This window comes from Loktanella gaetbuli, from assembly GCF_020531945.1.
Classification (GTDB): Bacteria; Pseudomonadota; Alphaproteobacteria; order Rhodobacterales; family Rhodobacteraceae; genus Loktanella; species Loktanella gaetbuli.
In genome coordinates this window covers 281,830-305,914 of record NZ_JAJATZ010000003.1, presented here as the reverse complement: position 1 = coordinate 305,914, position 24,085 = coordinate 281,830, and the positions used below count along the sequence as shown (strand labels likewise).

General features: G+C 61.3%; 23 protein-coding genes. 7 read left to right on the top strand and 16 right to left on the bottom strand.

What is annotated here, in order from left to right; translation table 11 throughout:
* Nucleotides 1–11 precede the first annotated feature (11 nt).
* From hslU to hslV, 3 genes are all read right to left on the bottom strand, one after another.
* A complete protein-coding gene (gene hslU / locus LGQ03_RS08095; protein WP_090158121.1) occupies nt 12–1,319 on the bottom strand; it encodes an ATP-dependent protease ATPase subunit HslU in 1,308 nt (435 codons plus the stop codon).
* Between the two features lie 73 nt (nt 1,320–1,392).
* On the bottom strand, nt 1,393–2,190 hold the full coding sequence (locus LGQ03_RS08090) for an alpha/beta fold hydrolase (RefSeq protein ID WP_226747998.1): 798 nt from the start codon (nt 2,188–2,190) through the stop codon (nt 1,393–1,395).
* Nucleotides 2,191–2,278: 88 nt separating this feature from the next.
* Entirely contained in the window at nt 2,279–2,836 is a 558-nt protein-coding gene (gene hslV, locus LGQ03_RS08085) for an ATP-dependent protease subunit HslV (RefSeq protein WP_226747997.1), read from the bottom strand.
* Between the two features lie 105 nt (nt 2,837–2,941).
* Between hslV and LGQ03_RS08080 the strand changes: the two genes are divergently transcribed.
* Nucleotides 2,942–3,856, top strand: a complete 915-nt coding sequence (locus LGQ03_RS08080) for a capsular polysaccharide export protein, LipB/KpsS family (RefSeq protein WP_226747996.1) — start codon at nt 2,942–2,944, stop codon at nt 3,854–3,856.
* A gap of 209 nt (nt 3,857–4,065) precedes the next feature.
* Nucleotides 4,066–4,764, top strand: a complete 699-nt coding sequence (locus LGQ03_RS08075; protein ID WP_226747995.1) for a hypothetical protein — start codon at nt 4,066–4,068, stop codon at nt 4,762–4,764.
* 155 nt (nt 4,765–4,919) lie between these two features.
* On the opposite strand, the gene trxA is transcribed toward LGQ03_RS08075, so the two are convergent.
* From trxA to regB, 8 genes are all read right to left on the bottom strand, one after another.
* A complete protein-coding gene (gene trxA, locus LGQ03_RS08070) occupies nt 4,920–5,240 on the bottom strand; it encodes a thioredoxin (protein ID WP_056029920.1) in 321 nt (106 codons plus the stop codon).
* A 58-nt stretch (nt 5,241–5,298) separates the two neighbouring features.
* Nucleotides 5,299–8,673, bottom strand: coding sequence for a double-strand break repair helicase AddA (gene addA / locus LGQ03_RS08065; RefSeq protein ID WP_226747994.1), 3,375 nt, complete (start codon nt 8,671–8,673; stop codon nt 5,299–5,301).
* On the bottom strand, nt 8,670–11,597 hold the full coding sequence (gene addB, locus LGQ03_RS08060) for a double-strand break repair protein AddB (protein WP_226747993.1): 2,928 nt from the start codon (nt 11,595–11,597) through the stop codon (nt 8,670–8,672). Before addB ends, addA begins: the two co-directional genes overlap by 4 nt.
* Nucleotides 11,590–12,273, bottom strand: coding sequence for a nucleotidyltransferase family protein (locus tag LGQ03_RS08055; RefSeq protein ID WP_226747992.1), 684 nt, complete (start codon nt 12,271–12,273; stop codon nt 11,590–11,592). Before LGQ03_RS08055 ends, addB begins: the two co-directional genes overlap by 8 nt.
* On the bottom strand, nt 12,270–13,217 hold the full coding sequence (locus tag LGQ03_RS08050) for an aminoglycoside phosphotransferase family protein (protein WP_226747991.1): 948 nt from the start codon (nt 13,215–13,217) through the stop codon (nt 12,270–12,272). The genes LGQ03_RS08055 and LGQ03_RS08050 overlap by 4 nt, the downstream gene beginning before the upstream one ends.
* A complete protein-coding gene (gene tsaE, locus LGQ03_RS08045) occupies nt 13,210–13,674 on the bottom strand; it encodes a tRNA (adenosine(37)-N6)-threonylcarbamoyltransferase complex ATPase subunit type 1 TsaE (protein ID WP_226747990.1) in 465 nt (154 codons plus the stop codon). Before tsaE ends, LGQ03_RS08050 begins: the two co-directional genes overlap by 8 nt.
* Nucleotides 13,675–13,714: 40 nt before the next feature.
* Complete coding sequence (locus LGQ03_RS08040; RefSeq protein ID WP_226747989.1) at nt 13,715–15,193, bottom strand: PAS-domain containing protein; 1,479 nt, start codon at nt 15,191–15,193, stop codon at nt 13,715–13,717.
* A 190-nt stretch (nt 15,194–15,383) separates the two neighbouring features.
* Nucleotides 15,384–16,739, bottom strand: a complete 1,356-nt coding sequence (gene regB / locus LGQ03_RS08035; protein WP_226747988.1) for a sensor histidine kinase RegB — start codon at nt 16,737–16,739, stop codon at nt 15,384–15,386.
* Between the two features lie 84 nt (nt 16,740–16,823).
* Here regB and LGQ03_RS08030 point away from each other — a divergent pair, with 84 nt between their 5' ends.
* On the top strand, nt 16,824–17,426 hold the full coding sequence (locus LGQ03_RS08030; RefSeq protein ID WP_226747987.1) for an SCO family protein: 603 nt from the start codon (nt 16,824–16,826) through the stop codon (nt 17,424–17,426).
* Nucleotides 17,427–17,481: 55 nt separating this feature from the next.
* Nucleotides 17,482–18,033: an ActR/PrrA/RegA family redox response regulator transcription factor gene (locus LGQ03_RS08025; protein ID WP_090158132.1), complete on the top strand. Its 552-nt coding sequence runs from the start codon at nt 17,482–17,484 to the stop codon at nt 18,031–18,033.
* Here LGQ03_RS08025 and LGQ03_RS08020 read toward each other — a convergent pair.
* Genes LGQ03_RS08020 through LGQ03_RS08010 form a run of 3 tightly spaced genes read right to left on the bottom strand, consistent with a single transcriptional unit; the run spans nt 18,030 to nt 20,064 of the window.
* Nucleotides 18,030–18,518 (bottom strand): GNAT family N-acetyltransferase, encoded by a 489-nt coding sequence (locus LGQ03_RS08020; protein ID WP_226747986.1) that lies wholly within the window; start codon nt 18,516–18,518, stop codon nt 18,030–18,032. The two genes, LGQ03_RS08025 and LGQ03_RS08020, sit on opposite strands and share 4 nt — an antisense overlap.
* Nucleotides 18,515–19,108, bottom strand: a complete 594-nt coding sequence (locus LGQ03_RS08015; RefSeq protein WP_226747985.1) for an HD domain-containing protein — start codon at nt 19,106–19,108, stop codon at nt 18,515–18,517. Before LGQ03_RS08015 ends, LGQ03_RS08020 begins: the two co-directional genes overlap by 4 nt.
* Nucleotides 19,105–20,064, bottom strand: coding sequence for a glycosyltransferase family 8 protein (locus tag LGQ03_RS08010; RefSeq protein ID WP_226747984.1), 960 nt, complete (start codon nt 20,062–20,064; stop codon nt 19,105–19,107). Before LGQ03_RS08010 ends, LGQ03_RS08015 begins: the two co-directional genes overlap by 4 nt.
* A 126-nt stretch (nt 20,065–20,190) precedes the next feature.
* On the opposite strand from LGQ03_RS08010, the gene ahcY reads away from it, so the two are divergent.
* Together ahcY and LGQ03_RS08000 are read left to right on the top strand one after the other, a co-directional pair.
* The gene (ahcY, locus tag LGQ03_RS08005) at nt 20,191–21,579 is read left to right on the top strand and encodes an adenosylhomocysteinase (protein WP_056029955.1); all 1,389 of its coding nucleotides are present in this window, start codon (nt 20,191–20,193) and stop codon (nt 21,577–21,579) included.
* Between the two features lie 229 nt (nt 21,580–21,808).
* Entirely contained in the window at nt 21,809–22,150 is a 342-nt protein-coding gene (locus LGQ03_RS08000) for a DUF2853 family protein (RefSeq protein WP_090158136.1), read from the top strand.
* Nucleotides 22,151–22,182: 32 nt separating this feature from the next.
* Here the strand turns inward: LGQ03_RS08000 and LGQ03_RS07995 are convergent, their stop codons facing one another.
* Complete coding sequence (locus LGQ03_RS07995; protein WP_226747983.1) at nt 22,183–22,581, bottom strand: DUF1761 domain-containing protein; 399 nt, start codon at nt 22,579–22,581, stop codon at nt 22,183–22,185.
* A gap of 130 nt (nt 22,582–22,711) precedes the next feature.
* Here LGQ03_RS07995 and LGQ03_RS07990 point away from each other — a divergent pair, with 130 nt between their 5' ends.
* Entirely contained in the window at nt 22,712–23,677 is a 966-nt protein-coding gene (locus LGQ03_RS07990; RefSeq protein WP_226747982.1) for an FUSC family protein, read from the top strand.
* Here LGQ03_RS07990 and LGQ03_RS07985 read toward each other — a convergent pair.
* Nucleotides 23,662–24,084, bottom strand: coding sequence for an EVE domain-containing protein (locus LGQ03_RS07985; protein ID WP_226747981.1), 423 nt, complete (start codon nt 24,082–24,084; stop codon nt 23,662–23,664). The two genes, LGQ03_RS07990 and LGQ03_RS07985, sit on opposite strands and share 16 nt — an antisense overlap.
* Between the last annotated feature and the right edge of the window lies 1 nt (nt 24,085).

Below are 24,085 nucleotides of genomic sequence, written 5' to 3'. Positions count from 1 at the left end.
AAAGAAAAGCCCTAAAGCACGTAACGCGACAGGTCGGTGCTGCGTGCCATTTCGCCAAGGTGCTTTTCGACAAAGGCTTCGTCGATCGCGATTTCCTCGCCGCCGCGGTCGGGTGCCGTAAAGGACAGATCCTCGAACACCCGTTCGATCACGGTATAGAGCCTGCGCGCACCGATGTTTTCAACGCTTTCGTTCACCTCTGCCGCGATCTTGGCCAATGCCGCGATGCCGTCGGTGGTGAATGTGACGGTCACATCCTCTGTTTTCATCAGGGCGGAATATTGCAGCGTCAGCGCATTGTCGGTTTCGGTCAGGATACGAACGAAATCGTCCTCAGTCAGGGCGCGCAATTCGACCCGGATCGGCAGGCGGCCCTGCAATTCGGGCAGCAGGTCGGACGGTTTGGCGACGTGGAATGCGCCTGATGCAATGAACAGAATGTGGTCGGTCTTGATCGGGCCGTGCTTGGTGCTGACGGTCGTGCCTTCGATCAGGGGCAGCAGGTCGCGCTGCACGCCCTCGCGTGATACATCGGCACCGCGTGCATCAGACTTGGCGCAGACCTTGTCGATTTCGTCCAGAAATACGATCCCGGATTGTTCGACCGCCTCCATCGCGGCCTTGGTGACGATTTCATCGTCTAGCAGTTTGTCCGCCTCTTCGGCGATCAGCGCGTCATAACTGTCGGCAACGCTGAGGCGTTTTTTCACCGTGCGACCGCCGCCCATTTTGCCGAACAGCTCGCCCAGGTTCATCATGCCGCCCATGCCGCCGGGCTGGCCGGGGATGTCCATACCGCCCAGCGGGTTCGACGTATCCTTCAGTTCCAGCTCGATCATCGTGTCGTCCAGCAGGCCGTCCTTCAGTTTCTTGCGGAACATCTCGCGCGTGCCTTCGCGCGCACCTTCGCCTGCGACGGCGTCGATCACGCGTTCCTCGGCGGCCTTGTGCGCGGATGCCTTGACGTCTTCGCGCATGTGTTCGCGGGTGTCGATGATGGCGGTATCGACCAGATCGCGGATGATCTGTTCCACGTCGCGCCCGACATAGCCGACCTCGGTGAATTTGGTGGCTTCAACCTTGATAAAGGGCGCGCGTGCCAGTTTCGCCAGACGGCGGCTGATTTCAGTTTTCCCGACGCCCGTCGGCCCGATCATCAGAATATTCTTGGGGTAGACCTCGTCGCGCAGATCGTCGCCCAACTGCTTGCGCCGCCAGCGGTTGCGCAGGGCCACGGCCACGGCGCGTTTGGCGTCATTCTGGCCGATGATATAACGGTCCAGTTCGGATACGATTTCGCGCGGTGTGAGGTCGGTCATAGTGGTCACTTTCCTTCTTGTGCCACTCAACTGGCAACCCGGACCCCTTTTGGCAAGGGGTCCGGATCGGGCGTCACTTTGCCAAGAAGTCGAGAACGGCCTGGTTCCATTCTGCGGCGTGGCTGACATTGCAGCCATGCGGTGCACCCTTGATCTCGTGCAGTTCACTCTGCGCAACCGCCTTGTGCGTGCGGTGGCCTGCTCCCTCGATCGGCACGATACCATCGTCGGTGCCGTGCAGGACAAGCGTGGGGACCGTGATCTTTTTCAAGTCATCGCGGAAATCCGTGGTCGCCCATGCCTTCATGCAACCGAGTGCCGCATCCTGAGAGGATTGTTTGCACAGAGTCAGCGCCTTTTGGCGTTCTTCTTCGGACACCTTCAACGCACCGTTGGCGGTAAAGAAATCACTGGTGAACCCGTCAAAGAACGCGTCGCGATCCCCGGTCAGGTTTTTCTCGAATTCATCTGCTGCGTCCTGCGTCAGCGGACCGTCGGGGTTGTCGTCGGTCTGCAGCAAGTAGGGCGGTACGGCAGAGGCAAACACCACGCTGCGCAACCGGCTTTCGCCATGGTTCGGAATAAACCGCGCGACTTCGCCACCGCCCATCGAAAAACCGATCAGCGTGGCGTCCTGTAGGTCCAGATCTTCCATGATGCCGTTCAGATCGGCGGCCAAGGTGTCGTAGTCGAACCCTGTGCCCGGCTTCTCGGACTGACCGAACCCACGACGGTCATAAGTGACGACGCGGTAGCCTGCGTCCTTGAGTGCGCCGACCTGATGTTCCCAGGCTTTGCCCGACAGCGGCCAGCCATGGATCAGAACGACGGGGCGGCCCGTGCCGCCGGTATCACTGACATTCAGTTTCATGGATTGTCCTTTCGTAATCCGTTTCAGCAGGACAATCCCCGAGCATTCCATCCAGTTCCGAAAAACCGGATCACGGATACCTCATGCGCTAGCCGCCGACGGTTTCCACGGTCAGGTTGCCGTTGGTGTAGACGCAGATGTCGGACGCAATCGCCATGGCGCGACGGGCGATCGCCTCTGCGTCCAGGTCGCTGTCCATTAAGGCGCGTCCTGCGGCCAGCGCGTAATTGCCGCCCGATCCGATGGCCGTCACGTCGTGTTCGGGTTCCAGCACGTCGCCCGCACCCGTGATGACAAACAGATCTGTACCGTCGCTGACGATCAGCATTGCTTCCAGCTTTTGCAGGTATTTGTCGGTGCGCCAGTCCTTGGCCAGTTCGACGCTTGCGCGTTGCAACTGACCCGGTGTTGCCTCCAGCTTTTTCTCCAGCCGTTCGAGCAGGGCAAAGGCATCGGCGGTCGATCCGGCAAAGCCTGCGACGACATCCGCACCCTTGACCTGCAGGCGGCGGACCTTGCGGGCGGTGCCCTTGATCACGGTCTGGCCCAGGCTGACCTGCCCGTCGCCCGCGATCACAACCTTGCCACCTTTGCGCACGCCTATGATCGTGGTGCCGTGCCAGCCGGGGAATTGATCGCTGTCCATGTCGCTATCCTGTCGCCATTTGCGTTGTGGCTTATATGGTCGGGCGGTCCGGGTGCGGCAACCCCGAGGCTTGCTTGCGCCGGGTGGCTGGGTCAGAATACTGTTATGGATCAACCGGGTGACGTCGTATTCTATCTGGATCCCGGGCTGCTAAACAGCGCGCGGGCGGGCAAGCATAATTTCATCGGTCTGGTCGCCAAATGCCTGACTGACGCCGGTTTGCGCGTCTTTTTTGAACCCAATACGCTGACGGCGCGCAATGCCTCGGCCCGGCGGCCCGGCTATTCGCTGTTTCACATGGATGAACCGACGCATCCGCGTGCCCTGACCCTGCGGCGCAATTATTTCTACCCGTTCTGGCAAATCGAAACATCGGCCCGGCGCTGGGAATGGGATGTGGCGCTGTCCCGTTTCGACAAGGCGCAGATCGACCGCAAGGAGGCGACACGCTTTTTCAATTTCTGGCGCAAGCGGCTGTATCCCGGTCTGGCCGAGGACAGCACGCGGCACGGACCGCTGTATATGCCGCTGCAGGGGATGGTGCGCGAACACCGGTCGTTCCAGTCATGCAGTCCGATCGAGATGATCAAACGCACTGCCGAACGGTTTCCCGACCGCGATGTGATCCTGACGCTGCACCCCAACGAGAGCTATACAAAGGACGATCACGCAGCGCTGCATCTAATCGAGGAGAAATACGACAACGTCAGCATCAGCGCCCGCCCGATGACCGCGATCCTGCCGGGCTGTTCTGCCGTCGTGACGCAGAATTCATCCGTTGCGCTGTCGGGCTTCCTGTTTCGCAAACCCGCCGTGATCTTTGCCCAGATCGATTTTCACCACATCGCCGGGAACGTGCCCAAGGACGGCGAGGACAAGGCGTTCAAGGCGATCACGCAATTCCCGGATTTCGAAGGCTACGTCTGGTGGTTCCTGCAACAGATGTCGATCAACGCAGGCAGACCCGAGGCCCCGGACAAGATCGCCACCACCCTGCGCCGCCACGGCTGGCCGGTGTGAGGGTGTCAGTGGTGTCGTCAAACAGGCAAATTTGATGAAGGAAGGTCCGGTATGTGGAGTTAGCGCCATTTCGCTGCGGCTGCTCCAAGGTGGGCACTGGGGCTGCTTGACTGGACGCCGATCCAATTGCCATGCGGAAGTGTAGAAACTTCCCGCAGAAGCTGAATTGTAGGCGTTTCCAGTTCCAAAGAAACAGCTATGATTATCTTATGGACACTATTGCACAGAACCTCTCGAATTGGCGTGCATCTCTCATGAAGAGCATTCCGGTTGCAGGTCTCATCGCCCGCGAACCCGACGTCTACAAATGGAAGGCTCCTTTTCGTTGTTGGTTATTGCGCGAGGCTGCATTTTGGCGGGCGACGGATCTTCTCACTCAGTCGTATGAGCTACACCAACAGGGTCACGGACTTGGCGCACGCATCCTATTGCGAAGCGGGTTTGAGACACTAGCTACGCTTATTTATCTAAACCAACTCATGCAAAAAGTCGCGGCCAGCGAGCTCGACTTTCACGAGTTCGGAAAGAAGACCAGCATCCTTCTTCTTGGCTCGCGCGACGGCTCGACCCAACACCAATCGCTGAATATCGTCACAATCCTGCAAAAATGCGACAAGCGGTATCCTGGCCTCGAAAAGCTATATGGCATCCTTTCAGAAAGCTCCCACCCAAATTATGAAGGCTTGCTGGCCGGTTATTCAAAGTTCGATCATGACGAATACGAAACATTCTTCTCAAACCGTTGGATGGAGACTTACGGAGGGTCATATCTTGGTTCAATTGAGCTATGCATGGCGACCTTCCAGCGCGAATACGACGATGTTTGGACAAGCCTGATGGAGAATCTGGAAAACTGGATCGTTGAAAACGACGACCGCTTAGAAGCAACGAAGAATACGGCAGCGTAGCCCTGAGGACCTTGTCTAGCTTGTTGCCATTCGCTGCCATGCAGAAAATCGGGAGAGGCCTCAGAGCCACCATCCCGCACCTAGAAATACAACCTGAGCCACGAAAAAGGCCGCCCCGATGGGACGGCCTTTGATCATCACGCCAGTGGCGGAATTCAGATGGAGTCTTCGATCCAGCTTTGGATCGCGGCCTTGGGGGCGGCGCCGGCCTTGTTGGACACGACTTCGCCGTTCTTGAACACGAACAGCGCCGGGATGCCGCGCACGCCCATGGCGGCGGGGGAATTGGGGTTTTCGTCCACGTTGACCTTTACGATCTTCACGCGGCCTTCCATTTCGGCGGACAGCTCTTCCAGGGCTGGGCCGATCTGTTTGCAGGGGCCGCACCATTCGGCCCAGAAATCCACGACGACGGGGATATCGGACTGTTTGACTTCGGCATCGAACGTGGCGTCGGTAACGGCAAGGGTTGCCATGTTGGTCTCTCCTGGGATCAGTGTCAGGGACGGAACCTAGGAACGCGGCGTGCAGACGTCAAGCGACGCTCTGCCGCGACAGGGCATTCAAGGCCAGCCCAATCGGTACATCCATCAGGTTTGCGGCGGCGGTCCACAGGATCGCAGTGCGGATCTGGCGGTCGGGGTAGATCTGCGCGAGCGCATCGGCATAGGCCCCCAGCTGGCGCAGCAATCCTTCGGGCACCTGATCTGCCGCGGCGGGCACAACGCGGTTCGTTTTGAAATCGACGGCCGTCACGGTGGTGTCGGTGACGATCAGGCGGTCGATGGTTCCGTTGATGCGGTGCCCGGACAGGCCCGGCAGGTTGGCCGTGATGCCGACCTCGGCCAGTGTTCTGTCAAACACATGCGCAAGCTCCGGCACGGACAAGAGCGTCAGCGCGTCGTTCACCAGACCATCGGTCGGCACGTCGTCCGCGCCGGGATAGGATGCCAACAGGCGTTCACCGATTACGCGGCGCTGATCTGCGGGATGGTCGGGCAGATGTTCCAGCAGCAGGTGCATCAATGTCCCGCGCATCTTGGCCACGTCGGCGTCATCCTCGGCCGGGTCACCGGGCACCACCTTGGCCCCGTCCATCTGCGACGGTGACAGCGTCCTTGGCCGCACGACAGCGGCAAGGGGGGCCAGGGCCAGCGGCGGATCGTCGGGTGCTGCGGTCTGTTCCGCATCAATGCGTTCGCCCGCCAGCCACGTGCCGTTGGACACGCGCTGGATCGCCAGATCACCGGCATGATCCATCGCGGCACCGGCCTGTTCCATGCCCTGCGCGACCAGATCGTACCAGCCGGTGTCGCCCTTGCCCGGATTGCCGGCAGAGCCGACGATCAGCCATTTTTCCGCCCGCGTCATCGCGACATACAGCAGCCGCAGACGTTCGCGCGCCTGCTTGTCCAGCACGTCCTGAACCTGTTCTTCCAGTGCGGGGGGCGTGTCGGGCTTGTTCGGTTTCCACAGCGGTGTCTTGCCCGGCAGGATGTCACCACGCAGGATTTCGGGGCGTTCCTTGGCGTCAGGCAGGATGACGATCGGGGCCTCCAGCCCCTTGGCCCCGTGGACGGTCATCACCCTGATCTGATCGCCCTGCGCATCGACCTGCCGCTTGATCGTCAGATCGTCGGCATCCATCCATCCGATGAACCCCGTCAGGCTGGGCACGCCGTCGCGTTCATAGGCCAAGGCCTGTGCCAGCAGCGCGTCGATGCCGTCCTCTGCCTCTGACCCCAGACGGGCCAGCAGTTTGCGCCGCCCGTCGTGGCGGATCAGCAGCCGCGCGATCAGGTCGTAGGGCCGCAAAAAGTCGGTATTCTGGCGTAGATCCCTGAGGATCGCGACCGTTTCCGGGTGGTTGTCGTCCGCGCGCAGCACCTGCCACAGCGTCTGACCCAAGCGTCGCGGTTGCGCGAGCGTATAGAGTTCCTGTTCCGACCAGCCGAACAGCGGTGATTTCAATGCCGCCGCCAGCGACAGATCGTCTTCTGGCAAGGCGAGGAACCGCAGCACAGCGCCAATGTCGCGCACGGCAAGTTCCGCGCCGACACGCAGCACGTCGGCACCCGCGATGGGCAGCTGCGCTGCCTTGCAGGCGCGGATTAGTTCGGGAAACAACAGGCCCTGACGGCTTTGTACCAGGATCAGGATGTCGCCTGCGCGCACGGGTCTGTGGTTGTAGGTGCCGGTATTGCCGATCTCGACCGGCAGATATTCGGTTGCCATCATCCGCTTGATCTGGCCGGCCACCCGTTCGGCCATGCGGACCATGTGGTGGCTTTCGCTAATTTCGTCGACGGGGTCGATCCAGCTGGCTCCGGCGTCCTGTTTTTCGACGGGTTCGACCAGTGGCCAAAGGTCGACACGTCCCGGCATATCCGCCTTGAACGCCAGATGCCGTACCTCGCCGCCCAATGCATCGGCCCGTTCCCGCACAAAGGTTTCATCCACCACCCGCAGGATCGCAGGTGCCGACCGGAACGAATGTTCCAGCGTGCTGACCGCCAGCGGGGCGTCACCTGCTGCCAAACCGGTTGCGAAATGACCGCGCATCCGTTGGAATTCCAGCGGATCGGCACCCTGAAACGAATAGATCGACTGTTTGACGTCGCCCACGACGAAAATGGTGCGGCCTTCGTCGGCGCGTGCGCCCTGACCGCTGACCAGTTCGCGCGTCAGATGCTGGATCACATCCCATTGCAGTGGCGACGTATCCTGCGCCTCGTCCACCAGCAGGTGGTTCATGCCGCCGTCCAACCGAAACAGGACCCAATCCGCGACAACAGGGTCAGCCAGCAGGGCGCGGGCCTTGGCGATCAGGTCGTCGAAATCCAGCACGCCGCGTGTTGTTTTCGCTGTCCTGTAGGCATCGGTGAACAACACGCCAAAGCGGTTCAGCGCCAGCGATTTGTCGAATACCTGCAGCGACAGACGCGTGCCACGGGCGACCTCGACCTGTTCCATCAGCCCGTTCAGTGCATCGGTCAGATCGGGGTGGGCGGTGCGCAGGGCCTTGGTCGGAATGGCGTCAATCTTGGCCGCAAAGGGCGTTTTGGCGGCTGATCCGGTCAGCAAAACCTTTTCCAGGATGACCAGATCGGCAGGGCCGGGTGCGTGCAGGTCGATCCGGGCCAGCGCATCGGCGTTCTTGTTGTCCTGCGTGCCGCCGGCGCGCAGAACCCCGATCAGGTCACGGATGATTTCCCGCCCGTCAGCCCCCAGAATATCGGCGATCAGGCTGTCCAGCGTCACGTTATCCGGCAGGTCCAGCGTTGTGCGCAGATCATGTTCGTCCAGCGGCGTGGCAAAGTCATCGGCGCGCCCGGCGATATCCCGCACCAGATCATCCACGTCCGCACCCGTAAAATACCGCAGCATGTCAGCCACGATTGCGCGATGTTCCCCCTCGACCAGCGCATCCATGACCTCTGAGCGCATCAGCGCGGCAGATCGGTCGTCGATTTCACGAAAATCGGGACTGACCCCGGCCTCAAGAGGGAAACGCCGCAGGATGCTGGCGCAGAACGAATGGATCGTCTGAATCTTCAGACCGCCCGGCGTTTCGATGGCCGAGGCAAACAGCGTGCGGGCCCTGTTCAGATCGTGGTCACCGATGTCGGTTTCCACCCCAAGCGTGCGCAGTTCCGCCCGCAGATCGCTGTCGGGCAGCATGGCCCAGCCGCCCAGCCGTTTGAACAGGCGGTTCTGCATCTCGGCGGCGGCGGCCTTGGTATAGGTCAGGCACAGAATGTTCTGCGGGCTCACGCCTTCCAGCAGCAGGCGGGCCACGCGGTCGGTCAGCACGCGCGTCTTGCCGGATCCTGCGTTGGCCGACAGCCATGTCGATGCATGGGGGTCGGCGGCTGTGACCTGCCGTTGTGTCGCCTCGTCACGGATCATGTCAGCACCTCTGGTGTGGCAGGATCGCTGTCTGTCCATTCGCCACGGCGCGACAGATGATCGTAGTCGCCGTCGAACGTGACGCGCTGCGGTGCCCGCCGGGCGGTATAGGGCCAATCGTCCGACTGGCACATGGTCAGGAATTTTATCAGCTGCGCCCAGACAAGGTCCGGCGGGTGGTCGTCCAGCGGGGCTGCGACCTGCGGCATCCCGCGCTTGATCCCCAGAAATGCAGCGGCCTGCGTCTGACGCACCCCAACCGCGGCAAAGGCACCGCGCTCTATCATCGCGGCCTCCAGCAGCAGCTGTTTGTCGAATGCGGCCTGTTCCTTGGCCGTGGGCAGGGTTCCGGTCTTGTAGTCATAGATCAGGGCCCGCCCGTCGGGGGTGGCGTCGATCCGGTCTGCCTTGCCGTTCAGGATGATGTCAGGTCCGGGCACGGTGATTTCGCCCCATGTTTCCAGGGCAACCAGCGTGCCGTCCTTCTGGCGCATGGCCTCTTGTTGCAGAAAATCGGGTGCGATCTGGTCGAACAGGACACGCCATTGCAGGCGCACGGTGGGCCAGGGGCACATTTCGGCCAGCGTGTCGTCCGTAATCCTGCGCAACAGGTCGCGGGCGGCGGGGTCTGACGCATCGGGTCGCGCGCTGACAAACCGTTCGAGAATCTTGTGAAACACATCCCCCTTGAGTGCCGCATCCACATCGGCTGTCAGCGGTTTCAGCGCGGTCAGACCAAGGATCTTGCGCGCGTAGATCGCATAGGGATCACGGTAAAGCGTCTTGATCTGGGTGACAGACACTTTCCTTGGTCGTGCGCTGGCGGGTGGCATGGGTGCCGGGCGCGTCGCCCGGTCGATCGACACATCAGGTTGCGACAGACGTGCCGCGTGTCGCAGCCAGACGGCCCCCCGCGCGCGCATCTCGTCCAGCGCCTGCGGACCCTGCGCATCAGGCAATCCCGCCAGCAGGTTCGTCAGGCGATTGACCCAGCGCGACGGCACGGTTTCCGCATCCGCATCGCGGCGGGCGCGGGTGATCCAGACCTGTGGGGCGCAGATGGCCTGTTGGTAATCATGTGCCGACAGCCCGATCTGGCGCTCTGGCAGCAGCAGCCCGGCCTGCGCGCGCAACGTCCGGTTCAGCCAGGGATCGGGTTTGGGACTGGGTGGCCAGATGCCGTCGGTCATGCCGCCCAGGATGACCAGTTCGGCACCGCCGACACGCGCCTCGAGCGTGCCGAGGATCGTGATACCCGGATGGCCCGCATCGCGGTCGCGGACGGTCTTGGCCGCCATCAGCGCGCGAAACAGCGCTGCATAGTCGCGGTTGTCCATCGGGTTTCCGGCATCGGCATCTCTTGCGATAGCCGCCATGACGCCCTGCATCATGCGGCCTGCCGCCTTCTTGAACAACTCTCCGGTATCGCGCCCGTCTGGTCCCGCAGCGAGTAGTTCCGCAGCCGCCATGTGCTGTGCGAGGTGATCCGCGATCGGCAAGGTGCCGCAATGATCCAACGCGCTGATGACGCGCGCAACCCAGGCTGTCCAATCGTCCAGCCCGTCCTTTGGGTTGGACATGCTGCCGACCCATGCCGTCATGACCGCCGGCGTGACAACAGGCGGACCGCCACGGCGCAGATGCAGTTCCAGGTCGCGGGTCCACAAAAGGTGCTGACGACCCGCGACACTGCTGTTGGTCAGCGGGTGTTTGAGCAGGATCAGCAGGACCTCGGCGGTGATCGGCCTGCCAAAGGCGGTGACGATATGTTCCATGAACCGACCCGGCGGTGACAGGCCCAGCGGCAGGCCGCCGCTGTCGTCCGGCGTGATGTCCCAACGATCCAGTGCAGCGGTGACCTGCCGGGTCAACATCCGGTCCGGCGAAATCAGCGCCGCAGGCACGCCATCCGCCGCAGCCTGTCGCAGGCGCAGGGCAATGACCTCTGCTTCTGCGCGGGGGCTGTCGGCCTCGACCAATGTGACATCGGCCATGGCGGCGGGCAGGTCGGTCAGGGTTGCACCGTCGCGGCGCCATTGATCGGTCACGGGGGCCGGGCGTAGCGACAGCGATACAAGTGCCGCGCGCGCCGGGGCGGGCGGTGGCTGGTCGGTCCAGGGACGGACAAGGTCCGCTGAAAGGTCAAGGTCGCGCATCAGGCGGCGATAGCGATATTGCGGATGATCCTCGTGGGTCAGCGTGCCACCCATGCTGTCCCAGACATGCTGCGGCATGTCGAAATCATAGCCGGGCAGCACGACAGCCCCCTGCGGCAGTCTGGACACGGCCTGCATCAGCAGCCCGGTGGCACCGCGCGATCCGGTGGAACCTGCAACGATCACGGGATGGTCCGGCGGCTGCACCGCCCATAGGTCGATCAGGGACAGGATGTGCATACGCTGGCGGGCTGCCGCATCGGGTTGTGCGGCCTCTGCGGTGAAATAGGGCTCCAGCAACCTGAGGAATTTCAACGCCTGCTGCCAATGGCCGGACACATCGGTTACATCCAATTGGGTCAGGGTTTCGAAATCGACGCCTTCACCATGCATTTCGTCCATCAGCGCAGCCAGACTGTCCGACAGATCATAGAGTGCTGCACGCGGCAGGCCGGGGGTGGCATCAATCAGCTTTTCCACGGCGCGGGACAGTTCCAGCCTGCGGCGCAGGGGTGATACAGGCAGATCGGCTGACCCGATTTCTCCTTCGAATGCCAGGTCGGTGACCAGTTTGATCCGCGGCAGCAGTCGCGCCGGGCCAGCATCGAATGCGGCCCTGATCTGTCGCTGCATCCGGGCTGCGTTCACGTAGATCCGGATCTGTGACAGATCCGTGCTGCGTGCGGCCAACCCGCCGACAAAGGCCTGCGCAAAATCGACACCGGGGGCCAGCCCGAACAGCCTGGGGTGATCGCTGGGGTCAAACATCGTGCTCTTTCAACATGGCCTCGGCTTGCGGAATGCTCTCGGGGCGACCGACATCACAGATCAAGCCGTCCCAGACCAGACCATATAGACCGCCATGCGCGATCATCTGGTCCCAGATCACATTCAACGAAAAGGCCGGCACGCGCACGCCGTGAACCCGGTTCGTGCGCGTCAGCTGCAGGCCGGTATAGACATAGTCCTGACCACGGGTCAGCCGCCCGTCAGCCGCCCGGGCAAAATCGCCCGGCCCGCTGTGCCCACGCATCCGCGACGTCGGCACCAGCAGCAGCAGCGCCTCCATTGCGGGTGTCCAGCCAGCGCAAAGCGTTTGGACAGGGTTCGGGCCGCACCAGACGGCGTCGGTGTTCAGCGTGACAACCGGACCATCGCCCAAGAGTGGCAAAGCGTGGCGCAACCCGCCACCCGTTTCCAACAGCGCGACCTCGTCAGAAATTGCAACGCCGCGTCCGCGCAGGTGATCGTGGATCATCGCGCCCTTGTAATGGGCATTGACAACGCGCTTGCCGATACAAGGCACGTTCGTCAGGTCCAGCGCGTGATCCAGCAGGGTGCGTCCGGCGACTGTGATCAGCGGCTTGGGTCGCGTATCGGTCAGGGGGGCCATCCGGGTCCCCTTGCCAGCGGCGAACAGCAATGCGGCATAGGTCCGCGTCATGGGGCGACCGGGGCGGGAATGTCGCGCAGAACAATGTCGCGCAGTTCGGCCAGCGCAGGATGTCCAAGGTCGCGTAACAGTACTGACCAGACACGCGGCATCATCGTGGCATAGCGCCCCTTGCCGCCCGCGATCAGACGGCAGAACACACCCAGAATCCGCAAATTGCGCTGGGCACCCAGCACGGCAAGGCGCAACGCCATATCGTCTGCCGTCTCACCTGTCCCGCGGGCAAAACGCGCGGTTTCCCGTGCGATGATGTCAGCAGGCACGTCGCGGCGAATATCGGACAAGAGCGAGGCCAGATCATAGCCGCGCGGCGCAAGGCAGGCATCCTGGAAATCCAGCAGACCTACGCGGTCGCTGCCCGAGGCATGCGGACGCCAGATCAGGTTTTCCGCATGGAAATCCCGCAGCGCGATCCGGTCCGCCAGTGGTGCGTGGCGGGTCAATGCCTCTTGAACAGCGGCAACCAGCGGTGCGGGATCGGATCCGGCATAGAGTTCGGCCGTGATGGCGACCATCTGCCCGCCCCGTACCGGGTCGATCTGCGGCAACTCCAGTGGTGCAGCACCGTCAAGTTGGATCAGCACATCGGTTGCCGCATCATACAGGACCTGCTGATCTGCGGATGTTCGGGAAGCCATTTGCGCCAGGCTTTGTTGTCCGAGGTCGGACAAAAGCAGGAACCCTGCGGGATCGGCACTGATGATCCGGGGCGCGCAAAACCCATGATCCGTCAGATAGCGGGCAATCCGCACGAATTGCGTCGTATCCTCGCCTGTCGCCGGATCAGCGTCCATCAGGATCAGGCTGTCGCCCGCTGGTGCCGTCAGGCGTGCATAGGCGCGAGACGATGCATCGGCCGCGATGGGTTCTGCGATCCAGTCGGAAACCCCTGCATCGGTCAAAAAGCGGGTCAACATGGCCGAACGGTCAGTCATTCAACCAGCCCAGTTTCTGCTGCCACCGTTCGGGACCGGTCAGCGTGACGGTGTGGTGGTCGGTCTCGGCCTTGAAATGACAGGTCAGCGCATCACAGGGTGTTTCGGGCCCCAAGCGGTCGGGCCATTCGATCAGACAAATCGCATCTTCAAAGGCATCCTCCAGCCCCAGTTCCAGCACCTCGTCCGCGCTGGTCAGCCGATACAGGTCGCAGTGCCAGATTTCGGTTTCCCCGTCATCGTAGGTCTGTACCAGTGTAAACGTCGGAGAAGGCACATCCTCCATCCGGCGCAGCCTGTTGCGAATGAATGCGCGTGCAAATGTCGTCTTGCCAGCCCCGATATCACCGCTGAGCAGAAGTGTGTCACCACGATCCAGCGCAGCGGAAAATTGCGCGGCAAGCGCCTCGGTCTTTGCGAGGTCTGGCAGGGTGATCTGGGTGCAAAAGGTCGACATGCAACCAGAGTAATCGCCCCCACCTTGGCCGCAACCGGATTCAGCCGCGCGCGACCCGTTGTTTCACACTGTTCGTTTGCGTCACGCAGCCCATCGGTGGCTGGCCATCGGCGGGCAGGAATTTTACCATCGTCATCCCGGCGGGGATCGGATGCGCCTCGCAACGCAGACGGCGCCCGTTCACCAGGATGATGTCATCTGTGACAACCTCGCGCCGCGGGCCGAGCTGGCCGAATTTTTCGACCTTGCGCCAGAAATCCGAGGGTGCGCTGTGCGATTTCCAAAGGCGCAGCGCTGTTCGCAGATCCTGCAAGTCGAACGGATGGGTATTTTGGTCGCCCCACATCTGGGTGTAGGCTTGGTTTGTCATGATCAACGTGCTGGCATCGGAAAAAACCGCGATGGCATCGGGCAGCGTGTCCAGCACCGCCTGACCGGTTTCGATTTCGACGCGAAAACGCCGTGTCAGCGAGACTTCGGCGCTGATGTCCTCGAACAATATGGCGATGGCACCATCGGGGTGTGGACGGCCGGTCACGCGAAAAATCTGGCCATCCGGAAGGTCCCATCGGTCGGAATAGGCACCGTCCGTTGTCACCGCATCAAGGGCTGCAAACTGTTCGCGCCAGCCCGGATAATCCTTTGGTTCAGGAAGTTTGCGCATCTCGCGCAGCCGGTCCAGCAACGATTCCAGCGTCGGTCGGACGGTGACGAACTGAATGGGCAGACCGAACATGTCGACAAAGGCGGGATTGAACATCGTCAGTTTGCGGTCGCGGTCAAAGATCGCAAGCCCGGTGGACAGTTCCGCAAAGGTTTTCACGAGTGTCTGCCGAAAACCCTGCAACTCTCGCTCGGCGCGCATCGTGTCATTGGCGTCGGTTGCGAAAAACAACGTCGAACCGGGCAGGGGGGTTGCGGTGATGTCGAACCAATGCTCTGCCTCTTCGCCGTGCAGTTGCAATGACAGGCGTCGCGCGTGGGGTCCGCGGCACTCACTGTCGGGTACGGAGATTTCATTGAACAGTCGTTGTCCGGGCCAGATGCGACCTGCACCCGACGAATCCGGACGCGTCCGTTCCGCATAGGCCAGATAGGCAGCATTCGCCCAAATCAGTTCGCCACGCGAGTCCTCTTGCCAGATAAGTTGCGGTGTCTCGCGCAGGATGTCGCGCAGTTGGGTCAATTCCTTGTTCTGGATCGCGTGTTCCATTGCGGCGAAGCGGTCGCTTGCCTCTTCGGCCTCGGCCGCCTCGAGGCTGATGCGGGTCAAACCGTTTTCGTTCTTGATCTGGATACGGATCGTGTCGTCCTGTCCTGCCGGGACCTGTCGACTGTCATTCCAGTCCAGATCGCCCAACGTATCCTGCAGCGTCGGGAACTGGTCCCCGAGCACATGCAAAAGTGCCCCCAGATCGCCAAGTTTGTCGCGGTGGTCGCCGATCAGCGCGGACCCACTGGGCGATGCGTCGATCAATATATCCCGGTCGAACAGAAAAACGGGGGTCTGCGCGATCATGTTTGGCCGCAGCGGTACGGACGCAATTCCTGACGTTGATCGGACAAAGATTGATGCCGCTGTCAGGCCTGCCACGCAAAGGCAGGCCGCAACGAAAAGAAGGATATAATCATAGATCACGGTCAAGGCCCCCAGACGTATCTACCCAAAGACTGTCCGCCGGAGGTTAATGCCGCATTAACAGGCCCGATCAGGGCAGGAATGCGGGGTTTTTTCCCAGTGTCGGGCGGTGCGCCGGGCTGATATCGACGAGGGCGCGCATCGGCCAGGTGACAGTCACCACGGCACCGGATTCGGATTTGTTGGCGAATGTCAGGCTGGCACCAGACCGTTCCAGCAGTGTTTTCGCGATAAAGAGACCAAGCCCCATGCCGCTGTAGGCCGGACGTTTTTCGCCGTCGATTTCTGACCGCCTGCGTCGCACGTAGGGGTCGCCGATGCGACCGATGACCGATTGCGGAAACCCGTGCCCGTCGTCACTGATCATGACCCGCGCCTCGGTGGCCGACCAGTCGATGCGCACGAAGACTGCCTCTTGGGCAAAGTCGACGGCATTCTGGATCAGGTTGCGCAATCCGTGGATGATTTCGGGTTTGCGCTGGATCGTGGGCTGCGGGACGGAGCCGCCCTTGATGTCGAACAGAACCCTTGCCTTGCGGTCCAGATGCGGTTCGGCCGCCTCGCGGGCGACGGCCTCCAGCGGGGCGGTTTTCATCATCAGGTCGTCCTTGCCCGCGCGCCCCATCGATTGCAGGATCTCTCCGCAGCGGTCGGCTTGCGACCGGATCAGCATCACATCGTCGCGCAGGTCGGGGTTGCCACCCAGTTCCGCGACCAGTTCGGTGCTGACCAGTTTGATCGTGGCCAGTGGTGTGCCCAATTCATGCGCTGCCGCTGCGACAACACCGCCCAGGTCCGTCAATTTCTGTTCGCGTTCCAGGGCCAGCTGTGTTGCCAGCAACGCGTCGCCCATACTGTGCATTTCGGTTGTCACCCGCCGGGCGTAGATGCCCAGGAACATGACCCCGATCACCAATGACACCCAATAGCCAAAGCCAAAGAGCGGCGGCAGGATCAACAGCGAACCATCCGCCAACTGAAGTGGCAGGGACGTAAAGCTGATCAGCGTGATCATTCCGATCGCAAGCGCCCCGAGTGCGAGAAAACTCAGCAGGTGCAGGACCGTCGCCGCGATGGTGACCGGGGCTAGGATCAACAGGGCAAAGGGATTGTTCAGGCCACCTGTCAGATACAGCAGCAGACCCAGTTGCAGGATGTCGAATGCCAGCATGGCGCTGGCTTCGCGTTCGGACAGGCGTTTGTTCTGGGGAAAATACGCGTGGGTGGCGATATTGGCGATGGCGGCCACGCAGATCGTCGAAATGACCGGCGTCAGGGGCAATGTCAGCCCGTAAAGCTGGACCGCGACAAGGATCGCCACAACCTGACCGCCGACAGCCGCCCACCGCAACGTCAGCAGTGTCCGGAGCCGGACCCAGTTGCTGCGTTCGTGCTGTGCCAGCATCGATATGTCGTAACTCTCCATGATCGCCCTTAAATGTGATGCGTGTGCCCATTGTTATGGGCCGGTGGATAGGCAATCAATGCGACGCTTTTGAAAGGAGTCCTGATGAACCGCGCGATCGTCCTCGTTTCCGGTGCCGCCATTGCTGCAGTGGTAGGTGTGTCACTGTCCCTGACCTTCAACCGTGGTCAGGATCTGGCATCCTGTTTCAGCACCAACGCCGAAGGTGCCGACATTGGTGGACCATTCACGTTGGTCAATCAGGACGGGCAGACGGTCTCGGATGCGAATGTCATCACGGAACCGACGCTGGTCTATTTTGGATACGGGTTCTGCCCTGATGTCTGTCCCATCGACAATGCCCGCAACGTAGCTGCGGTGGATCTGCTGGCAGAACAGGGTGTGTCGGTCACGCCTGTGTTCATTTCCGTGGATCCTGCACGTGATACCCCCGAATTCATGGCCGACTACACTGCAAACATGCACCCCAAGATGATCGGGCTGACCGGAAGCGAGGCACAGGTCAAGGCTGCGGCGGATGCCTACAAGGTCTACTACGCACGCAACGGGGATGATCCTGACTACTACCTGGTGGACCATTCGGCATTTACCTACCTGATGCTGCCGGACACCGGTTTTGCGACGTTCTTTCGGCGCGACACACCGCCGCAGCAGATCGCCCAAGAGGTCAGTTGCGCCTTAACATAGATTGACGGCCTGCCGCGCGGTCCTATCTGTTGGGTAACAAGGCAAGGTATTGAAAATGAACAGCGACACACGCGATCTCGGCCCTGACCCGTCACTTTTGCTGGTGGATGATGACGAGGCTTTCGTCAAACGTCTTGCCAAGGCGATGGAAAAACGGGGGTTTGTCGTCGAAACGGCTGAATCCGTGGCTGAAGGCAAGGCAATCGCGTCTGCCCGGCCGCCTGCCTATGCAGTGGTTGACCTGCGGCTGGAGGACGGCAACGGCCTGGACGTGGTCGAGGTGCTGCGCGAACGCCGCCCGGAATCGCGGATCGTTGTCCTGACGGGCTATGGGGCCATCGCCACGGCAGTCGCCGCGGTCAAGATCGGTGCGACCGACTATCTGGCGAAACCCGCCGACGCGACGGATGTGACCAATGCCCTGCTGGCCGGACAGGACGAATTGCCGCCGCCGCCCGATAATCCGATGAGTGCTGATCGCGTGCGTTGGGAACATATCCAGCGCGTCTATGAATTGTGCGACCGCAACGTGTCTGAAACGGCGCGCAGGCTCAGTATGCACCGCCGGACGCTGCAACGGATCCTCGCAAAACGTAGCCCGCGCTAAAGGTCGAACCGCTTGCGGATGCGGTCGACACGGGTGCCGTCCCGCAGCGGAACATCGTTCAGCCTGTCGAAATCGACAAATCCCATCGCGGCATAATAGCGCAGACCACTGTCGTTATCCGCGCGGATCGTGGCGTCGATGGTGGCGATGCCTTCGGACAGGGCCTTGGCTCTGGTGGCGGCGAATAGCGCCCGGCCAATCCCCTTGCCCGCATGATCGCCCGATACGAAACTGGCGATGATCGCCCAGCCCTGCATCGCAGCATCACCCGGATCGGGCCGGGCAAGCATCTGAAATCCGCCGATTGTGCCGTCCATATCCGCGACATGCGTGCAGATCAGCGCCGGGCGCGTGATATAGTGTTGTCGCATCCCGTCCACATCGAACGGGGTTTGATGTGCGGTCGTGCCGCCCTTTGCGATGATCGGGTTCAACACATCGACCATCCCTCGTGCATCCGCTGACGTGGCCTGTCGGATCATCATTGCATCATCTCCAGCAAGGCGGCGTGTCGTTCGGTGAAATCGGCGCGCACGGCGACCGGCGGGCGCAAGGCGATGGTCAGCCCGTCGATCAGTTCGGGTTTCTGGCGGCCAAAGAACCTGTTGGCCTCGGCCACGTCGAACCCGGCAATCTGCACGGCCTCGGCCCATGCCGATACGCGGTCGGCGGCCTTGATCTGTTTCTTGACGCTGGTGGGCAGGGTTGCAGGCAGTCCGAACCGCAGGTGGATCGCAGCGGTCAAACGGCTGTCCAGCTCGCCATAGCCGGGGCCGATGGCGGCCTTGACCGGGCTGATCATGTCCCCGATCACGTATTCGGGCGCATCATGCAGCAGTGCCGCCAGCCGCCATTTCGCCGGCGCTTTGGGGTTCATGCGAGCAAACAGATCCTCGACCAGCAGCGAATGTTCGGCGACGGAATAGGCGAAATCACCCTGTGTCTGCCCGTTCCAGCGCGCGACAAAGGCCAATCCGTGGGCGATGTCCTCGACCTCGATATCGACGGGCGTGGGGTCCAACAGGTCAAGCCTGCGACCCGAGAGCATCCTTTGCCATGCGCGGGGCTGTTTCATCGTACTGTCATATCCGTTGGAAACCGGTCCAGATAGCGGGCCATGCGCGCCGCTGCGAGGGTATTGCGCAGGAACATCTTGCGCATCATCGGCGTATTTTTGGCAGGCGTTTGTGACACTGGTATCGGGGAATGGTCCGGAAAATGCACGGCCATGAACCGCGCCAGGTCGCGGGCATAGCGCGGTGGCAACTCCTGTGCCTTGTCCCGCCATGGTTTTGCGGGGCCGATGAAATGCGCGATGTTGACGGGGGCCATTGCGCCAAAAAGCCGTGCGCTCTTGGTCATTTGCCAGTTCCATACGGGCGAGAGTTCGGCCCAGTCACAATGAGCAGCCCAATTGAGAAGTGTCTGATCGTGCTGTCTGATCGCATCCGGATGGCGTCCGGCAAGGTCACGGATGCGCGCCGACAGATCAGCCTTGGCCCATTGGATCAAATCCAGCAGTAGCACGCCGCTGTTGAAATAGGGCGCGGGCGGCAGATTGATGGCGGTGAAATCCCCGCTGGCGCGCTGTGGCGTGCGCCATTGCATCGTATCACGCACAGCGCCGATCGCCCGTCCTCCTAGATCGAGGTGCATCAGCGCGTTGAAATCCCCGCCATCGACATGGATGTCGCTGTCCAGATAGAGCAATCGGTCATAGTCGGCTGTCAGCACATGCGGCAGCGCAAGGCGCAGATAAACGCTCTCACTGCGGCGGGCATCGCGCGGCAGGTCTGCGAATGCACCGTCGGTCGTCACCTTGACCAACCGCAGGCCATGGGCCGTCAAACTGTCCGGGATGGCCAGATCGTCCATGGTCACGATGCAGATGTCGAACTGGCGGTCGCGTTGCAGGTCGGCGATCTGCGTCGCTGCATGCAGCGCATAGGGCAAATATCCTGCATCACAGCAAAAAACGACCGCCCTGCGATGGGCGGCCGGTATCGAAAACGCTGCCGTGATCTGCGACATGGGGACCCTGACGGTGCAACGGGTGAACAGACTGTCCACGCAGTCAAAGGGCGATCACGTCGCGTTGTCAACGCGGTGACGTTGGTGGTATGGGGCGGCAACGCTTTTTTCCGCCAGGAGACGGACATGACCCAAGATTATATCGTCAAAGACATTTCACTTGCTGCCTATGGTCGCAAGGAACTGGACATCGCAGAAACGGAAATGCCGGGGCTGATGGCCCTGCGCGAGGAATATGGCGCGTCCAAGCCGCTTGCGGGTGCCCGCATCGTCGGATCGCTGCACATGACGATCCAGACCGCCGTTCTGATCGAAACGCTGGTTGCATTGGGTGCCGACGTGCGCTGGGCATCCTGCAACATCTTTTCCACGCAGGACCATGCTGCCGCCGCCATCGCGGAATCCGGCGTGCCTGTTTTCGCGATCAAGGGCCAAAGCCTGGAAGAGCATTGGGACTACCTGGACAAATCCTTCATGTTCCCCGAAGGCGCGAACATGATCCTGGACGATGGCGGCGACGCGACACTGTACGTTCTGCTGGGTGCCCGTGCCGAGGCAGGCGAGGACATCATCCCCGTCCCGCAATCCGAAGAAGAAGAAGTCATCAAGGCGCAGATCAAAAAGCGGATGGAAGCATCCCCCGGCTGGTTCACCAAGGTGAAGGCTGCGATCAAGGGCGTGTCCGAGGAAACCACCACAGGCGTTCACCGTCTGTATGACCTGCACAAGAACGGCCAGCTGCCGTTCCCCGCGATCAACGTGAACGATTCTGTCACCAAATCAAAGTTCGACAACAAGTACGGTTGCAAGGAATCGCTGGTCGACGGCATCCGCCGCGCCACCGACACCATGATGGCCGGCAAGGTCGCCGTCGTCTGTGGCTACGGCGACGTGGGCAAGGGGTCGGCTGCGTCGCTGCAGGGCGCTGGCGCACGCGTCAAGGTGACAGAGGTCGATCCGATCTGCGCACTGCAGGCGGCGATGGACGGTTTCGAGGTTGTCCTGCTCGAGGACGTGCTGGACAGCGCCGACATCTTTATCACCACCACCGGCAACCGCGACGTCATCCGCATCGAGCACATGCGCGAGATGAAGGACATGGCAATCGTCGGCAACATCGGCCATTTCGACAACGAAATTCAGGTTGCGGCGCTGAAAAACCACAAGTGGACAAACATCAAGGAACAGGTGGACATGATCGAAATGCCTTCGGGCAATCGTCTGATCCTGTTGTCCGAAGGCCGTTTGTTGAACCTTGGCAACGCAACCGGTCACCCGTCGTTTGTGATGTCCGCATCCTTTACCAATCAGGTGCTGGCGCAGATGGAACTGTGGACCAAGGGCGAGGAATACGCTCCCGGCGTCTACATCCTGCCCAAGCATCTGGACGAAAAGGTCGCCCGCCTGCACCTCAAGCGGATCGGCGTCAAACTGACAGAGCTGAAAAAGGAACAGGCGGACTATATCGGCGTCACCGTCGAAGGTCCGTTCAAGCCGGAACACTACCGCTACTGACCCCACGCGGCGGTGTATGCCTGATACCTGCGGCATCGCGGTCCTTGTGACTGCGGTGCCGCATTTGCATTCAGGGCCAGGCAACCCCACGCGCACCGACACAGATCGTCGTGAACGGCCCACGCCAAAGCCGGCCAGAACAGCCCTCTTTTTTCTTGTCCGATGACCTGACCTGACGTTAGCGTTACCGCGACGGCCAGAAAGGCTGCATGGCAATAAGGGGAACCCGATGGGAAAACGTGACGATCTGATCCAGAAATACGCCGAAGATCTGCGCAATGACTGCGGCATGGAGCCGGACATGGACCTGCTGACCAAGGTCACGATCGGCTGCGGTCCGTCGATTTACAACGCCGACGCAAGCACGGTCGCGGGCAGCGATCCAGAGGAATTGCAGCGCGTCGTGGATGGGTTCCTGAAGAAAAAGCTGGGCCTGCCGGACAGCCCTGACCTGATGGACGCCGTCAACAAGGCGATTGACACCTACGGTCGGTCAAACCGGAACAAATACCGGGCGGTGATCTACTATTTGCTGACGAAACATTTCGGCAAGGAAGCCGTTTACGGCTGAACGTGCGCGCGCGCCATATCTGGCGCGCGCCCTCATGCCAGCAGGATCAGCACCGCGCCCATGATGGCACAGCCGAAACTGGCATATCCCGCGTTTATCAGACCCAGTGACCATGGCCTGCCTTCGTAGCCCACGGTCAGGATCAGCCAAGGCGATATGATGAATGCGCCCAGACCGAACCCCGATGTCAGACCTTCGATGATCGTGTCGATCGCGGACAGCGCAAAAATGTGTCGCATCATCCCGGCCACCAGCAGGATCATCACGCCCGAGACTACATAGGGCCAGGGGTTTGCGCTGTTTACCGGTTTGCCATCCGCGCGCACAGCGACGCCTGCGGCCTTGATCCAGTATTTTGACAGCAATCCGTACCAGATCGCACCGAAAACAAATCCGGCAAAAGCCGCCCCGATCACATCTGCAAATCCCAACGCCACCCTCCTCCTGTCGAAAAAACCTGCCAGACCATCGCGCATCCGGCCAGTGTTTGCTTCTGCCGGCAACCGCGCCATCTAGCATGCAAAGCGTCCAGCGGGGTGACCACAATTGATAAAGGCTCTGTTGAACTGGTTTGTCGAGGATGGCGAAGCGATGCCGTGGCGATCCGTGACTGTCACGACGGCGGCTGTGGCGGGGCCCGCACTTGTTGCTGTGCCGCTGATCGGCAGTCCGGGTGCCATCGCATTCATCGCGGGACTGTCGGCGCATCTGGCTGCACGTGATCGCGGGATCGGCCCAGCCGCGTTGGTGACGCTGGTCCTGATGATGTCGGGGCTGTTGGTGTTGGGGGCACCGGTCATGGCACTGATCCTTGCCCCTTGCCTTGCGGTGATGATTGGGATCTGCGGGACGCACGGGATGGCGCAACCGGGGATGCGGGCGATGATCGTCTGGACCATTTTTACCAGCCCGATCCTGCCAGATGACCGGGATGCGGTGCTGGCGGCCATATTCATCGGCGGTATGGTCTGGGCGCTGGCGATCACATGGTGGTTCAAAGAGGACGCGACTGGTGACGCGGAAACAGCGCAAAGTCATCGTTATGCGCTGATCTTCGGGATGGGTCTGGGGATCGGTCTGATGCTGTCTGTCTACGTCGGTGGTCGGTATTTCGGTGAACACGGGTTCTGGTTTCCGCTGACCTTTGTCGTGCTGTGCGTCCCGCCGCACGGTAACCTGTTTTCCAAGACCCTGCGCCGCACCATCGGCACTGTTCTGGGCACGGCAATCGCGATCGCGGTCGCCGCAATATCCGAAGAGATGTGGTTGACCGTCGCCGTGGGCATGATCGCACTACCGATCGCCTTTCGGTTTTTGCCGCGCAACTATACGCTGTTCACGACCTTTCTGACGGTTGCCGTGCTGGAAATTCTGGCGCTTGTTTCGCAGGTCAGCGTGTTGGCGGTCGAACGTCTGGTCACAATGGCCGCGGCCGCAGCGATGACGGTGGTGCTGGGCGTGCTGGGCATCATCGTGCTGCGGTTGGTCAAACCGGATGCGCTGCGCGCGCTTCAGTCCGGAGAATGACCCGCGAGTTCGAGGACGATCTGCCATTCTGCATCACTGACGGGTTGCACGGACAGGCGCGAATTCTTGACCAGAACCATGTCGGGCAGCCGATCATCGCTCTTGATCTGGTCCAGCGTGACGGGGCGTGGCAGCCGTTTCAACGCGCGCACATCGACGCATTCCCATTTGCCATCCTGCGCCGTGCTGTCGGGGTGGGCCGTGGCGATGACCTCGACGATGCCAACGATTTCCAGCCCGGTCCGCGAGTGATAGAAAAACCCCGTATCGCCGATTGCCATCTGGCGCATGATGTTGCGGGCCTGATAATTGCGCACGCCGTCCCATTCACTGCCCGCCTGACCCAAGGCCGTCAGGTGATCCCAGCCAAACACGTCCGGTTCCGATTTGAACAGCCAGTGGGCCATG

Coding starts and splice junctions, on each gene's coding strand:
- regB (WP_226747988.1), bottom strand. CDS start 16,739: ATGGAGAGTTACGACATATCGATGCTGGCACAGCACGAACGCAGCAAC.
- LGQ03_RS07985 (WP_226747981.1), bottom strand. CDS start 24,084: ATGGCCCACTGGCTGTTCAAATCGGAACCGGACGTGTTTGGCTGGGAT.
- LGQ03_RS08075 (WP_226747995.1), top strand. CDS start 4,066: ATGGACACTATTGCACAGAACCTCTCGAATTGGCGTGCATCTCTCATG.
- LGQ03_RS08030 (WP_226747987.1), top strand. CDS start 16,824: ATGAACCGCGCGATCGTCCTCGTTTCCGGTGCCGCCATTGCTGCAGTG.
- LGQ03_RS08000 (WP_090158136.1), top strand. CDS start 21,809: ATGGGAAAACGTGACGATCTGATCCAGAAATACGCCGAAGATCTGCGC.
- addA (WP_226747994.1), bottom strand. CDS start 8,673: ATGATCCGTGACGAGGCGACACAACGGCAGGTCACAGCCGCCGACCCC.
- addB (WP_226747993.1), bottom strand. CDS start 11,597: ATGTTTGACCCCAGCGATCACCCCAGGCTGTTCGGGCTGGCCCCCGGT.
- LGQ03_RS08090 (WP_226747998.1), bottom strand. CDS start 2,190: ATGAAACTGAATGTCAGTGATACCGGCGGCACGGGCCGCCCCGTCGTT.
- hslV (WP_226747997.1), bottom strand. CDS start 2,836: ATGGACAGCGATCAATTCCCCGGCTGGCACGGCACCACGATCATAGGC.
- trxA (WP_056029920.1), bottom strand. CDS start 5,240: ATGGCAACCCTTGCCGTTACCGACGCCACGTTCGATGCCGAAGTCAAA.
- LGQ03_RS08080 (WP_226747996.1), top strand. CDS start 2,942: ATGGATCAACCGGGTGACGTCGTATTCTATCTGGATCCCGGGCTGCTA.
- ahcY (WP_056029955.1), top strand. CDS start 20,191: ATGACCCAAGATTATATCGTCAAAGACATTTCACTTGCTGCCTATGGT.
- LGQ03_RS08020 (WP_226747986.1), bottom strand. CDS start 18,518: ATGATGATCCGACAGGCCACGTCAGCGGATGCACGAGGGATGGTCGAT.
- LGQ03_RS08015 (WP_226747985.1), bottom strand. CDS start 19,108: ATGAAACAGCCCCGCGCATGGCAAAGGATGCTCTCGGGTCGCAGGCTT.
- LGQ03_RS08010 (WP_226747984.1), bottom strand. CDS start 20,064: ATGTCGCAGATCACGGCAGCGTTTTCGATACCGGCCGCCCATCGCAGG.
- hslU (WP_090158121.1), bottom strand. CDS start 1,319: ATGACCGACCTCACACCGCGCGAAATCGTATCCGAACTGGACCGTTAT.
- LGQ03_RS08055 (WP_226747992.1), bottom strand. CDS start 12,273: ATGACGCGGACCTATGCCGCATTGCTGTTCGCCGCTGGCAAGGGGACC.
- LGQ03_RS08050 (WP_226747991.1), bottom strand. CDS start 13,217: ATGACTGACCGTTCGGCCATGTTGACCCGCTTTTTGACCGATGCAGGG.
- LGQ03_RS08025 (WP_090158132.1), top strand. CDS start 17,482: ATGAACAGCGACACACGCGATCTCGGCCCTGACCCGTCACTTTTGCTG.
- tsaE (WP_226747990.1), bottom strand. CDS start 13,674: ATGTCGACCTTTTGCACCCAGATCACCCTGCCAGACCTCGCAAAGACC.
- LGQ03_RS08040 (WP_226747989.1), bottom strand. CDS start 15,193: ATGATCGCGCAGACCCCCGTTTTTCTGTTCGACCGGGATATATTGATC.